This is a genomic window from Lysinibacillus sp. NPDC097231, from assembly GCF_044761885.1.
Taxonomy (GTDB): domain Bacteria; phylum Bacillota; class Bacilli; order Bacillales_A; family Planococcaceae; genus Lysinibacillus.
In genome coordinates this window covers 1-13,036 of the sequence record NZ_JBIWDH010000040.1, presented here as the reverse complement: position 1 = coordinate 13,036, position 13,036 = coordinate 1, and the positions used below count along the sequence as shown (strand labels likewise).

General features: G+C 38.5%; 13 protein-coding genes. 1 reads left to right on the top strand and 12 read right to left on the bottom strand.

Going from position 1 to position 13,036, the window contains the following annotated elements:
- Nucleotides 1–225: 225 nt before the first annotated feature.
- Nucleotides 226–984 (top strand): glucosaminidase domain-containing protein, encoded by a 759-nt coding sequence (locus ACIQXF_RS19535; RefSeq protein WP_402786347.1) that lies wholly within the window; start codon nt 226–228, stop codon nt 982–984.
- A gap of 103 nt (nt 985–1,087) precedes the next feature.
- Here ACIQXF_RS19535 and ACIQXF_RS19530 read toward each other — a convergent pair whose 3' ends face one another.
- The 12 genes from ACIQXF_RS19530 to ACIQXF_RS19475 all read right to left on the bottom strand — a co-directional run bounded on the left by ACIQXF_RS19530 (nt 1,088) and on the right by ACIQXF_RS19475 (nt 12,591).
- A complete protein-coding gene (locus tag ACIQXF_RS19530; protein WP_402786344.1) occupies nt 1,088–1,486 on the bottom strand; it encodes a hypothetical protein in 399 nt (132 codons plus the stop codon).
- A 128-nt stretch (nt 1,487–1,614) separates the two neighbouring features.
- The gene (locus tag ACIQXF_RS19525) at nt 1,615–2,430 is read right to left on the bottom strand and encodes a C40 family peptidase (protein ID WP_402786341.1); all 816 of its coding nucleotides are present in this window, start codon (nt 2,428–2,430) and stop codon (nt 1,615–1,617) included.
- Entirely contained in the window at nt 2,427–3,212 is a 786-nt protein-coding gene (locus ACIQXF_RS19520; protein WP_402786338.1) for a serine hydrolase, read from the bottom strand. The genes ACIQXF_RS19525 and ACIQXF_RS19520 overlap by 4 nt, the downstream gene beginning before the upstream one ends.
- Before the next feature lie 7 nt (nt 3,213–3,219).
- Nucleotides 3,220–4,152: a S66 peptidase family protein gene (locus ACIQXF_RS19515; RefSeq protein WP_402786335.1), complete on the bottom strand. Its 933-nt coding sequence runs from the start codon at nt 4,150–4,152 to the stop codon at nt 3,220–3,222.
- Nucleotides 4,149–5,096 (bottom strand): ATP-binding cassette domain-containing protein, encoded by a 948-nt coding sequence (locus tag ACIQXF_RS19510; protein WP_402786333.1) that lies wholly within the window; start codon nt 5,094–5,096, stop codon nt 4,149–4,151. The genes ACIQXF_RS19515 and ACIQXF_RS19510 overlap by 4 nt, the downstream gene beginning before the upstream one ends.
- Nucleotides 5,086–6,150: an ABC transporter ATP-binding protein gene (locus ACIQXF_RS19505; protein ID WP_402786330.1), complete on the bottom strand. Its 1,065-nt coding sequence runs from the start codon at nt 6,148–6,150 to the stop codon at nt 5,086–5,088. The genes ACIQXF_RS19510 and ACIQXF_RS19505 overlap by 11 nt, the downstream gene beginning before the upstream one ends.
- A gap of 5 nt (nt 6,151–6,155) precedes the next feature.
- Nucleotides 6,156–7,130 (bottom strand): ABC transporter permease, encoded by a 975-nt coding sequence (locus tag ACIQXF_RS19500; RefSeq protein ID WP_402786327.1) that lies wholly within the window; start codon nt 7,128–7,130, stop codon nt 6,156–6,158.
- Nucleotides 7,130–8,074 (bottom strand): ABC transporter permease, encoded by a 945-nt coding sequence (locus ACIQXF_RS19495; protein ID WP_402786324.1) that lies wholly within the window; start codon nt 8,072–8,074, stop codon nt 7,130–7,132. The genes ACIQXF_RS19500 and ACIQXF_RS19495 overlap by 1 nt, the downstream gene beginning before the upstream one ends.
- A gap of 93 nt (nt 8,075–8,167) precedes the next feature.
- A complete protein-coding gene (locus ACIQXF_RS19490) occupies nt 8,168–9,994 on the bottom strand; it encodes a peptide ABC transporter substrate-binding protein (RefSeq protein ID WP_402786321.1) in 1,827 nt (608 codons plus the stop codon).
- A gap of 25 nt (nt 9,995–10,019) precedes the next feature.
- Entirely contained in the window at nt 10,020–11,084 is a 1,065-nt protein-coding gene (locus ACIQXF_RS19485) for a dipeptide epimerase (protein WP_402786318.1), read from the bottom strand.
- 23 nt (nt 11,085–11,107) lie between these two features.
- Nucleotides 11,108–11,902, bottom strand: coding sequence for a M55 family metallopeptidase (locus ACIQXF_RS19480; RefSeq protein ID WP_402786315.1), 795 nt, complete (start codon nt 11,900–11,902; stop codon nt 11,108–11,110).
- Nucleotides 11,899–12,591, bottom strand: coding sequence for a M15 family metallopeptidase (locus ACIQXF_RS19475; RefSeq protein ID WP_402786312.1), 693 nt, complete (start codon nt 12,589–12,591; stop codon nt 11,899–11,901). The genes ACIQXF_RS19480 and ACIQXF_RS19475 overlap by 4 nt, the downstream gene beginning before the upstream one ends.
- Between the last annotated feature and the right edge of the window lie 445 nt (nt 12,592–13,036).

Sequence of the window (13,036 nt, the reverse complement as noted above, 5' to 3'; positions counted from 1 at the left end):
ATTCTTTCCGTCAGTTTAATGATTCTATCCGTCAGTCCATAGATCACTTCCGCTCTTCTATCATAAGGAACAAAATGAGAGCCTGATACGTCCTATGAATTATATATTCTATAAAAAACAAACATGACTTTATTTCTATTTATGACTCTGCAATAATTAAAATAGATGCTTTGTAATTGAAAAGAGAGGAGGGAGATGTGGTAATTTACCAACATCATTGGAACAATGAAATACCTAATAAATTTTTTTAAAGGTCTTATGATATTAGTTATTGTTATCTGTATTTCGTTTTTTATGGTAACGCAGCTGTTCAATACTAATGAAACTATAGAGCCTGCCGTTGTAGATAATCGTCCAAGTGTAGAAGAGTTTATCGGTACCATTGCTGAAACTGCGCGAAAACTCGGGATTGAAAATGATTTATATGCATCTGTTATGATTGCTCAAGCCATTTTAGAAAGTGAGCATGGTCAAAGTGGACTTGCCTCCGCACCGAATAACAATTTATTTGGCATGAAAGGTCGTTACCAAAATAGCTCCGTAACACTTGAAACATCTGAGGATGATGGTTCTGGAAATATGACAACTGTGATGGCTGAATTTCGCAAGTATCCTTCCTATGAAGACTCTATGAAGGATTACGCCAATTTACTTCGTAACGGGGTTTCCTGGAATAAAAATTTCTATGCAGGTGTTTTTAAAAGCAATACGAATACCTATACAGATGCTACTAAATTTTTAACAGGTACCTACGCAACAGATTCAAAATATAATGAAAAGCTTAATCTAGTAATCGCTAAATACGACTTGCAGCAATACGACAGTCCTGTTAAAAATAAAAAAACCATTACAGTAGCTGATGGTGACTCTCTCATGCATATTGCAGAGGCTCATAATGTGAAGGTTACGTCCATCAAGCAATGGAATCAGCTCCGATCCGATAAACTTGTCATTGGACAACAATTAAATATTTATCAGTATTAACCCAAAATAAAAACTCCTTGCTAAGCATGGAGTTTTTTTGAAGCTATCAATTTATGCTGAATAAAATTGTAGCACTACCCTAAACAACAAAGACAAAAAAGCTTTATAGAGATTTACCAAAAGAGATACTAAATTGTCTCTGAATCATGGATTCTATATCAAAGACACGCTTGTTTAATACTTCAGTTCTATCCTCTACTCGCTGAGCAATTTTTTCGGTGAATTCTCCTACATTTTCAACAATATTTTTCTGAAGCTCAGCTTGTCCAGTCTTAAGTTCTTGGACATCTGTTTTGAGTACATTCACATCAGTTTTTAGCTCTTGGACATCCGTCTTGAGTACATTCACATCAGTCTTAAGTTCCTTTACATCAGTCTTAAGTTCCTTTACATCACTTTCGATTTTATCTAATCGTTTGTCCATTCCATCTAGTCGATGATTGATGGGTTCCAATTCTTCTCTAAAAACAGACCGTAACATTTCTACTAATTCACGATCCAATACATTACCTCCATTCCTCTATATTTTGACCTTATTATAGCATAATCTACATAGCTTATCTCACTCTATTATTTACCTTGGATTTAGAAAAATAGAAAAAGAGAAGCCAAGCGCGCTTCTCTACATATTTATTCAAATAAACTACCTACTGCAATGATTGTTGTTGCCAAATCTTTTCGATATTGAGGATGTTGGTCGTCCAAGCTATCGATGGTTACCTCATTACCACCAAGTGAAGAATGTACATAAAGACTATCTCCTATATATAAGGCAATATGCCCCGGGAAGTACAATAAATCTCCCTTCTGAATGGTTTCTAGTGATATGGCCTTGATTGGAAAGTCTTTAGCAATTTTGGCATCCCGATAAATAACTACGCCATTGAGCAAATACGCCATCGAACAAAGGCCTGAGCAATCAATCCCTAGTGGTGATTTGCCTCCCCAACGATAGGGTGTTGCTAAATAGCTGAGTGCTGTTTGCACAACGTTTTCTCGTAATTGCTCTTCGGATAAGCTATTTTCTGCCACTTTTCCCCGTAACCATTTCCTCCGTACATAACCTATTTCACCAGATGTTAATTGTACTGCTGCCCATTCTGGATCTAATTTCTCCATAGCTAAAGAACAAACGATGGAGCCTTTAACAAGTGTCATCATTTTTGCACTTTGAATTCGTGGCTGTTGCAAAACATCGGCGAAGCTTTGGCGAATAAAATGATTTGCATTTTGCAGCCAAGTATCAGTGTTTTCTTTATTCATCATTAAATTCGTTTTCCAGCAATAGCCCTCATAGCGATATGCAGTTTGTATAAGCACCCAGCTATCATTTATTTCTTCCATGATTTGAACTGCCATTCCGTATAGTACTTCATCGACTAATTCTGAGGATTCATCTGGCTTTGCATGCAAATTCGCAATCATTGCTGTCACAATAGCATTCATTCTATCGTCTCCCTCCGCTTCACCAACCAGTCATAAACCACTTTGGAAATACGACCAATTAGCTGCCTTGCTTGATCATTATTAGTCACCTCTGTCACGAAAACACCAATAAGATAATCCCCGGAGCTACTGTACACAATCCCAACATCATGATCTACCGTATCAAGACCACCTGTTTTATGGGCAAGTTTCACATCGTCCACTAAATAACGTTTTAGTGATTCGTGTACACGTTGACGGCTTAAAATCTCTATAGCTAGTTCACTGAATGGGGGTGTTAATAAGTCTCTTTGATAAATTCGCGAAAATAGCTGCGCCATATCATGTGCGGACGTCCTATTATCAAAGCCCTTGGCAAGCTTTTCAAAGTCCATCATCTTTCGTTGGACTGTTGTCTGTAGAAGACCTATTTGACGGAAATATTGATTGAGTGCATCCATCCCGATAAAATCTATTAGTACATTTGTGGCTGTATTATCACTCGTAATAATCATCCACACTAAAAGCTCATAAATCGTACTTTGCTGTAATCGCTGTTCAGAAATAACACTAAAATCAACCCATTCTTCTGGTGTAATCTTTATTACTTGATCTAAGGATTTATTATTGCTCTCTAAATAACAAAGGACGGCAAACAGTATAGGTACCTTAATTAAACTAGCACTGGAGAACACATCTTCTAGCTTCTCATGAATGAAAAAATACTCAGTTTGTGGATCTTTCACAAACATATGCACTTTATAGGGAGTTTCTTGCAGCAACTGTGTTATTTCTTGCTTCATATGTCACCTACTCTATGACTTTAATTGTCTGATTGACCGCGTCCATTGCTATTGTTCTACCTAAAGGTAGCGACATCGTTGGTAAACAATGTCCACAAGTGATATCCATAATGATCGGTTTATTGAATGGTACTAAAATTTCTTGGAAAATTGTTCGTAATGATAGGCTATACTCCGGACGATTTGGATTTTCAGGACCACAATTTGTCCAAGCTCCTAATAATAGACCAGCCACCTCATCCAGTTTTCCTGCTAATTTCAACTGTGTGAGCATCCGATCCACACGTTGCTCATTCTCATCTACATCTTCTAAAAATAATATTTTATCCTTTGTATCAATTTCATAAGGTGTTCCAAGAGATGCCGTCACTAATGTTAGGTTCCCACCAATTAGCTGCCCTGTTGCTTTTCCCGCTACAAGTGTTGACATAGAATGTCCTGGTGGATTTTTAAGATAGTGGTCACCGCAGTTCGTTGCCATCACATTTTGGATAAAAGAATCCCAAGTATAATCATCCATATCTGGCTGTATAAATTCTGTAGATGGCATTGGTGTATGATAGGTGACAAAGCCACATTTTTGGTTGAAAGCGATATGTAATGCCGTCACATCGCTATAGCCCGCAAATACTTTTGGATTTGCTTTAATCAAATCAAAATTCAGAAGTGGTAAAATTTTTGTTGCGCCATAGCCTCCACGTATGCAGAAGATACCGTCAATATTTGGATCTCCAAACATTCGATGAACGTCAGAGGCACGTAGTTCATCAGAACCTGCTAAGTAGCCATGCCTTGCTCGACAGGTCTCCCCAGCAACTACCCTAAAACCTAGCTTCTCGATACTTTCAATGGCAGGAACTAATTTTTCATGCGGTGTTGCACCTGAAGCACTTATCAGGCCAATTGTGTCACCCTTTTTCAATGCCCTTGGACGAATCATTTATTTACCTCCATTTTTAGTGAAGTACGATATCTTTCCATTTCTTCTTCATTTGCCAATACGAAATGCCCTTTCTCAATTTCCATAAATGATGGCGGATAAATGTCATAGCTGTGCTGCATTGGATCATACATTTCTACAACTTTATCACGCTCTTTATAAGGATTAGGCTCAGGTACTGCTGATAATAAGGCACGTGTATATGGATGAATGGGGTTGGAAAACAGCTTTTCTGTTTCTGCTAACTCAACAATTTTCCCTTTATAAATAACAGCAGTTCGATCAGTAATAAAACGGACGACAGATAAGTCATGTGCAATGAATAAATAGGTTAAATGATTTTGCTGCTGTAGGTTTGCTAGTAAATTCAATACTTGTGCACGAATGGAAACATCTAATGCCGAAATCGGTTCATCCGCAATAATAAACTCCGGCTCCATTACTAGGGCACGTGCAATGCTGATGCGCTGACGCTGCCCTCCAGAAAATTCATGCGGAAAGCGACTTGAAAACTCGGGTAATAAACCTACATTTAATAATGCATTGCGCACCTTCTGTTGACGATCAGCCTCATTTTTGAAGTTTTTTGTATTCAAAAGACCCTCTGAAATAATATAGTCTACCTTTGCGCGTTCATTTAGCGATGCCATAGGATCTTGAAAAATCATTTGGATTTTTTGTGTAATTTCTCGATCCCATTCTTTCGATATTTTTCCATTTACTTTCTTACTGTGATACAGTATATGTCCTTCGGTGACTTCATTGATGCGCATAATAGCTCGGCCGATTGTTGTTTTTCCAGAGCCTGATTCACCTACTAAACCAAATGTTTCACCTTTGAAAATATCGAAGCTGACATCATCAATAGCAATAAATTTATTTTTGCCTTTACCAAAAACAATCTTTAAATTTTTCACCTCAACTAACACTTCTCTATGACTCATGCGCGTACCGTCTCCCTTCCTCGAAAAAGGCTTGTAGCACTTCAGGAGGCTCTATTTTCGGAGCAAGAGGATCTAAGAGCCACGTGCGAGCATAATGTGTGTCACTCACCTGAAAAAATGGAGGACGCTCCACAAAATCAATCTTTAGCGCATATTGATTGCGAGGTGCAAAGGCATCTCCTTTAATTTCTTGAAAAAGATTTGGTGGAGTACCCTTGATGGAATAAAGCTGCTCCCCTTTTAAGCCTAGTTGCGGTAATGAAGAAATGAGGGCCCATGTATAAGGATGCTTACTATTAAAGAAAATTTCGTGTGTCTTGCCAACTTCGATGACATCCCCTGCATACATTACGGCAATACGGTCAGCAACCTTCGCCACCACCCCTAAATCATGTGTGATATAAACAATTGTGAGGCCATATCTTTGTTGGAGATTTTTCAGAAACTGTAATATTTGTGCTTGGATTGTAACGTCTAAAGCAGTTGTTGGCTCATCGCAAATTAAGATTTTAGGCTTACATGCGAGCGCAATGGCAATCACTATCCGTTGACGCATGCCACCTGAAAATTCGTGAGGGTATTGCTTATAGCGCTTTTCTACATCATGAATTCCAACGTCTTTTAACAATTTCAAGGTTTCTTCGTATGCGGCTTTGCCCTTTAAATTCTGATGTAAAACAACACATTCCTCGATTTGCTTCCCAATCGTTTTTAGTGGATTTAATGATGTCATTGGATCCTGTGTAACCATTGCCACTTCTTTTCCACGAATGCTTAGCCACTCCTGCTCTGTTGTAAACTGTGCCAAATCTCGATCTTTGTAGATGATTTGCCCCTGATCAATATAGCCGTTTTTATCGAGTAAGCCCATGATCGATTTCATCAACACTGATTTTCCTGAACCCGATTCACCAACGATTGCTAGGCTTTCACCTTTGTATAAATCAAGGGAAATATCACGAATAGCTGTCAGTACCCTGCCACGAAGTGTAAATTTAATGACTAGGTTTTGAATGGTTAAAATACAAGATTTCATTTGTGTCACTTCCGTCATCCCCTTTATACGTGATTTTTCGGATCTGCTGCATCTGCAAATGAATTTCCTATAATATAAAATGCAATCGTAATGACACTTAATACAATACTTGGGAAAATGAGCTGATATCTTAAATCTGGAGACATCATGAGCACTCGTCCTTCATTGATTAAATTTCCTAAAGACGGCTCACTGATTGGTAGTCCTAATCCAATGTATGTTAAAAATACTTCTGAGCCTATTGCAAACGGTATAGCTAGACTCATTCGTAGCATAATGACAGAAATTAGATAGGGTAATAGATTTTTTAAAATAATGCGGTAATCAGGTGTTCCTAAACATTTTGAGGCTAAATTATATTCACGATCACGTAAAATAACGATTTGATTGCGTATAAACCTCGCCATTTCGACCCAGCCGGTAATACACATAGCAATAATAATAGTTGAAATACTTGGTCGTAATATATATGACATTAAAATAAGTACGATGGTTGTCGGTATATTATCCACGACATTGTAAAGCTGCGTGATAGGGACCTCTAATTTACGTGAAAATCCCCAAAGTGTACCGATCGTAATCCCAACGATGGCCTCTACAAACGCAACGACACAGCCAATAAATAAAGAAGTCCTTGTCCCAGCCCAAATACGTGACCATAAATCTTGCCCAATGGAGTTTGTCCCAAACCAAAATTCAGCATTTGGTGCAATATTGCGTGCTTGGAGACCCGTCTGTTCATCGAGATAAATTTCAGTAGGTGATTTTTGCGTTGGTAAATACGGCTGTGTGATGGTAAAGGTAACGATAATAAGTACGCCTACTAATAGAAAGACAGCGATACGATTTTTTAAAAAGGATTTCCACGTTGAACGCCAATAAGAGTAATTAGAATAGGCTGTTTCTTCAGCTTGACGCTCATCAACTTCTGCAAGTTCAAACAAAGTTTCACGTGATTTGTTGGAGATATTGTTAATTTCCTCTGCATACATGCCCATTAACGTACACTCTCCCCTTTCCCCAATTTAATGCGCGGATCAACAAGTGCCATAGCAATATCACCTAAAATCAGTCCAATGATTCCGAGTGAAGAGAAAACAAGCACTAAGCCTTGTACAATCGTATTATCCTGACGCTGGATAGCATCTACGAGTAAGCCCCCCATCCCAGGAATGGAATATAAGGATTCGATATAGATGGAGCCTGTGATGGTAAAAAGGATAGTAGCCGGTAAATATTGGGCCATTGGGATAAAGGCGTTGCGCAAAACATGCTTAAACATTAATGTTCGTTCCTTTACACCTTTTGCGCGTGCTAGTTTAATGTAATCCTTGTTTAATTCATCCACCATGTAACGGCGCATCCACATGGCATAAGAGGCAGTCGGTCCTAAAGCCATGGAGGTAAGTGGTAGTATCCACGTAATAGGCCTATACTCATCAAAAAGCATTGGTAAATGGAAAAATTCCGTAATATACATTTGAATGACTAAATAATAGACGGCAGCTGGTACTGCAACAACAAAAACAATATAGCCAGTCCCTAATCGGTCCAGCCAGCGTCCTTTCATCTGGGCCATCAATATGCCGAGTGGAACACCTAGCAGAAGGGAAAGTGCAACAGCTCCTAGACCAAATAGCAAGGAATACATAATCTTATCAGCAATAATGGTGACGACTGGTACATCTGTCCGATATGTAACGGATTTACCTAAATCGCCTTGAAACAATTTCGCGTAAAAATTCCCCAACTGTACAAGTATTGGATCACGTAGGCCTAAACTCGTTAAATATACCTCTTGTTGCGCGGGTGACATTTTGTCGGCGGCTGCTCCTAAATAACCTTCTTCTGGCATTAGGCGTAATAATGAAAAAACTATAGTAATAATAATAAATAGCGTTAAAACTGACTGTAATAACCGTTTTCCTATATACCACAGCATCACAATATCCTCCTTTTTCAGAAAGACTAAAGGAGATGCCGACTTATCCTTTTCGGTATCTCCTTCTTCATCCATAACACCACTTTTGATCTTTTATTTTGTTGCTTTAGCTAACGCATCTGCACGTTCCTGTTCCCACTTCGCTAACGCCTCTTTAAACGCTTCATTACTCATTGGTTTCTCTAAGACTTTCTGACCTTTAAATTTCTCTGCAGTCACACCAAATGGAGAGTATTGAGCCTCAAATGGATTTAATTTTGAAGCAACATAGCCGCTACCACCTACTGAATAAGGGATAACAAATGCCTCATCAATTAAGAAGGCCTCCGCTTTGGCAAATAGATCATAACGTTTTGCCGTGTCTATCGTCGCTTTTGCTTCGTCTACTAAGTTTTGATATCTTGTTTTTCCGTTAGCTTCTGTATAGCCTTCAGCTAGCTCTGGTTTATTATAGGTACCATCTGCCGTGAAAGGGTCTGTATACGTTGATGGATCGGCATAGTCTGGACCCCAGTTTGCCTCCAGTAATGCAAATTTACCAGGTCGACGAACCTCTGATAAAAAGCCTGTAGCTGGCCCTGCCTCTACAATAACATCTATATAATCTTTGCCTAATAATTTTTCAAGCTGCTGTTCAATCACTTGCGAACGATTTGCCCAATCTGGCATACCGGAGTTATAAGGCATTAACACTTTTACAGGGAAAGTAACTTTTCCTTCAAGTACTGCCTTTGCTTTTTCTTTGTATTCTAATGCTAACTCTTTGTTAAAGGAGTCGTTATTTGAGATCTTAGCTAATGGTGCTAATTGCGTATAGTCAACGCCATCTACATCAACAAAATTCTTTGGCGTAATAGTATTACTAAGCAAATCTTTCGGATTATATGGCTCTAAAGTAAGCATGGCAGATACACGGTCAAGCGCATGGAATAGGGATTTTCGGAAATCTTTATTGTTGACCGCAATTTTCCAATTTTCAGGCTCATATTCCGCATCAAATTGGGGATTAAAGTTGAGTGCAAAGAAATACGTATAGAAGTTATTCTGTGTTTGACGAATTTGTGTTTTCTTCTTATCGTCTTTAAACCATTCATCAATAATTGAAGTTGGAATACTTGCTGAATCGATTTCTCCACGTAAAAATAATTCTGGCGCTACTGTAGCCGCTTCTTTATTGTATTTATAGCGAATACGATCGATTAATACATTGCCTTTATCCCAATACGTTTCATTTTTTACAAGTACGCGCTCATTTTGCGGTTCAAATTTGTCTAAAATATAAGACCCGTTATAAAGGAAATTCTCACGAGTTGTACCGAAACTATCACCTTTTTCGGCTATAAACTTACCATTCACGGGGAAGAAGCAGACATAATTCAACATAGATAGAAAATAGGGTGTAGGCGTTTCTAGAGTATATTGTACTGTATGTTTATCAATCGCCTTTATGCCTACCTGGTTAAAGTCGGTCATATCACCGTTATAGAAGGCTTCCCCGTTTTTAACAACAGTTGCGATCCAAGCTGTTGATGATTCATTTTTGGCATCAAGGACATAATGTATGCCATCTACAAAATCTTGAGCAACAACATCTGCATACTCTTTACCATCATGTGTAACCCATTTTGCATCGTCACGAAGCTTGAATGTCCAAACAGTCGCATCGTCATTTGATGACCATTCTTTAGCTAAGCCTGGTTGTACGACACCATACTTATCATACTCAATAAGCCCATCGACTAAATTCGCTGCCACCGCAAATTCATTCGTTTCAGAGGTTTTTAAGTAGTTTAACGTTTTAATTTCCCCTGAATAAACAACGCGATACTCCGATTTTTTTTCGCTTGAAGAATCATCACTACAGGCTGCACAAAGCATTGCGACTAGACACATGAAAAGCAACCAATACCTTTTCTTCATAAGCATCCCCCTAGTAATCTTTTTATTATGAAAATCCTATTCCAGCTGCATCTGTTAACCTAATTCTGTCGTTATCAAAAGTGGGTCCACCAGCAATAGGATCTTTCATACATAAGCTCGGTCCGTCTAAATCTACCATTGTGATATTTTTCTGTGATGCAGCAAAATGAGCAGCGGCACTGACGCTAATTTTTGTTTCAAGCATACAGCCCATCATACACGCTATGCCATTCGCCTCTGCAATGTGGCAAATTTTCTGTGCTTGATAAATGCCTCCCGTTTTCATGAGTTTAATATTAATGAAATCGGCAGCTCGCTTTTCAATAATTGTGACGGCATCCTTCGGAGAGAACACACTTTCATCTGCCAAAATGTTTGTCAGTGTATTAGCTGTCACGAATTGCATTCCTGCAAGATCATGACAATGAACAGGCTGCTCCACCAATTCAATATTCGCGCCTGCATCCTCAAGCGTTCTAATAATTTGCACCGCTTGCTTCGGTGACCAGCCCTGATTCGCGTCTACTCGTAATGTTATGGCGTGTCCAACTGCATCACGAATAGCCACTATCCGTTCAACATCACCTGCTGGATCTTTCCCCACCTTGATCTTTAAAATATGAAACCCTCGCTGCACGGCAACTATACTATCCTTCACCATTTCTTCAGTATCATTTACACTGATCGTAATATCTGTGACTAATTCTTTGCGATACCCTCCCAATAATTGATACAGTGGAGATTGGTGGTGCTTTGCAAATAAATCAAAAATCGCCATATCTACTGCTGCCTTTGCACTAGTGTTTTGATAAATACTGTTGTCGATTCGTTCCATGATTTGCGCCATTTCTTCAATATCCATTCCGATAATGGCTGGTTTTATATGCTGTTCTATGGCACAGGAAATAGAGCCTAAAGTTTCACCGGTAATGGCCGCAGTAGGTGCCGCTTCGCCAATACCTATTTGCCCAACATCCGTGTGAACATAAACCGCAATATTGTGAATGCTATGCACTGTCCTTAAAGCGGTTTTAAACGGTGTGATCAGCGGTGCCTCTACCTTCCCCACAACAATATTTTTAATTTTCATCCATTCACCTACCATTGAATTACTTATGTTAAGAATTGTAAAAGTCGAAGTACCTCATAAAAATCGTCCGTTACGAATTCCACTGTATTATGTGGTTTAAACGTAGCATTTGGATAGAATGAATTACGATATGCTCGGGTATGATCACGATAAATGATTTCCACCTCAAAACGCTCAGGCAATGTGACTTGCAAATCTTCACGTGGCACCTTCATGGAGTCCTCAACAAGTCGTTTCGTTTCCATAATCGTCAGCTGCGGACTCACACTAATCGTCGCATTTCCTATCCCTTCTTTTGTGGCAAATGTGATGATATTATCATTAATAGATTGGATTTCCTCAGTTAACCCCACATCTCCACTGACAAACGAAACCGGAACACCATGTAAAGCAGCTGCATACGTATTAATTAAAAATTCACTCGCATACTCACCATTAATTTTCACATCAGCAAAAACACAAAGGGTATGTGCTAATGGGTTACGCTCACTGCCTCCTTTACTGTGATAGCCAATAAAAATAGCGCGATCAAAGCTCTTATCAAGTCCCGCAACCATACACATCGGGTCATACGTCCAGCCACGAATCACCTTACAAATTACTGGTAAGTTAGAAATATCAAGATTGCGTGCTGAATCATGAGCATCCTTTAATAAAATTTCAGTGGCTCCACCTAAAATAGCCCCTTCTATTGCAGCTTCTACCTCTTTTGTCATTTGCTTTTGGAAAAACTGATAATCTGGCGCATTTAGCTCTGTTTCACTCCAAGTTGTTGTGCCAGTAATTCCTTCAATATCTGCACTAATATAGACCTTCATATAAATCGAAACTCCTTTACTTCATTGTTTTTAATCGTCACTTCAACTGCTCCATAACTAGCCTCTTGTGCATCTACACGTCTTGCCCAAGAAACATTATGAATATCGTAATGCCACCATTCCTCTGAATAATTCGTAAACCCAGCCATGGTCATGCAGTTATATAAAAGCCGTCGATGCACACATGCTTCCCTATTTACCTCTGGATGTTGTTCAAAATAGCGTGTCGCAGATTTTTCACTTATTTCATCAAAGGCGGTACCAAGATCTAATGGATGACCGTATACATCACCTAGCGTCATATCAATCGCTCCACCGGTTAAATGTGGTGCAAGATGAGCTTGATCAATGTTTGGAAACGCAACATATTTGCGTGTTTCTTTCACAATCTCTTGTTCGCTAAAATGTGGGAATTGTTGCCTCATTAGCTTTGAAAAATGAGTAAACAAATACTGCTGTACCTGAAATGGTCGATAGCCATCATATAAAATAAAGCTATAGTTTTTAGGCAGTAACAATAGTGCTTGTGTTAGTCGTTCGTATGCACCCTCGCGTAAATAAATTGCTTGTAAACTGTTAGGAATTTTTTGTTGATAATAAATAGGCTCAATAAATATTCTAGGTTGTTCTTCCCTGATTCGAATTAATGGCTCCCCATTTTCATGAATGGCTGGCGTTGATTCCTTCATTGAACAATTATTTAGTTCAATGGGTTGAAAAACGCTGTTCTGTATTATACACACCCCATTTCTAAGTTTCTGAAAAAATATTTTTAGATAATTCAGTTTTTTACAAAGAATGTTAGCACACCTTAAAATCATTGACTAGATAAAAAAAGAAAAATTACAAAATAATGGTTATTCTCTTCTTTTTAAACAAAATCAGTCAATCATTTATCCAAGAAATCGAAAAGCCATGTTTTTTCACTTATTTAGGAATTTTATTCGTAGCTACACTCGAACATTACTGAAATAAAACAAAAAATATCGAAAGAAATCAGGAAAACAGAAAAAACTGCGACTTAAATTGCAATAAAAAGGAGGCTGGGACAAAACTAGCTGATATTCAAGAAAAAAGGGAAATCGATGTTATTCGATTTCCCTTTTTTCTTGTTTGACCCTATTTCTCGGTTAA

What these genes read in the sequence shown, in the direction of transcription:
- ACIQXF_RS19480 (WP_402786315.1), bottom strand. Translation starts at nt 11,902, where the DNA reads ATGAAGGTCTATATTAGTGCAGATATTGAAGGAATTACTGGCACAACA.
- ACIQXF_RS19520 (WP_402786338.1), bottom strand. Translation starts at nt 3,212, where the DNA reads ATGAAGCAAGAAATAACACAGTTGCTGCAAGAAACTCCCTATAAAGTG.
- ACIQXF_RS19505 (WP_402786330.1), bottom strand. Translation starts at nt 6,150, where the DNA reads ATGACGGAAGTGACACAAATGAAATCTTGTATTTTAACCATTCAAAAC.
- ACIQXF_RS19475 (WP_402786312.1), bottom strand. Translation starts at nt 12,591, where the DNA reads ATGAAGGAATCAACGCCAGCCATTCATGAAAATGGGGAGCCATTAATT.
- ACIQXF_RS19495 (WP_402786324.1), bottom strand. Translation starts at nt 8,074, where the DNA reads ATGCTGTGGTATATAGGAAAACGGTTATTACAGTCAGTTTTAACGCTA.
- ACIQXF_RS19535 (WP_402786347.1), top strand. Translation starts at nt 226, where the DNA reads ATGAAATACCTAATAAATTTTTTTAAAGGTCTTATGATATTAGTTATT.
- ACIQXF_RS19515 (WP_402786335.1), bottom strand. Translation starts at nt 4,152, where the DNA reads ATGATTCGTCCAAGGGCATTGAAAAAGGGTGACACAATTGGCCTGATA.
- ACIQXF_RS19525 (WP_402786341.1), bottom strand. Translation starts at nt 2,430, where the DNA reads ATGAATGCTATTGTGACAGCAATGATTGCGAATTTGCATGCAAAGCCA.
- ACIQXF_RS19510 (WP_402786333.1), bottom strand. Translation starts at nt 5,096, where the DNA reads ATGAGTCATAGAGAAGTGTTAGTTGAGGTGAAAAATTTAAAGATTGTT.
- ACIQXF_RS19485 (WP_402786318.1), bottom strand. Translation starts at nt 11,084, where the DNA reads ATGAAAATTAAAAATATTGTTGTGGGGAAGGTAGAGGCACCGCTGATC.
- ACIQXF_RS19490 (WP_402786321.1), bottom strand. Translation starts at nt 9,994, where the DNA reads ATGAAGAAAAGGTATTGGTTGCTTTTCATGTGTCTAGTCGCAATGCTT.
- ACIQXF_RS19500 (WP_402786327.1), bottom strand. Translation starts at nt 7,130, where the DNA reads ATGGGCATGTATGCAGAGGAAATTAACAATATCTCCAACAAATCACGT.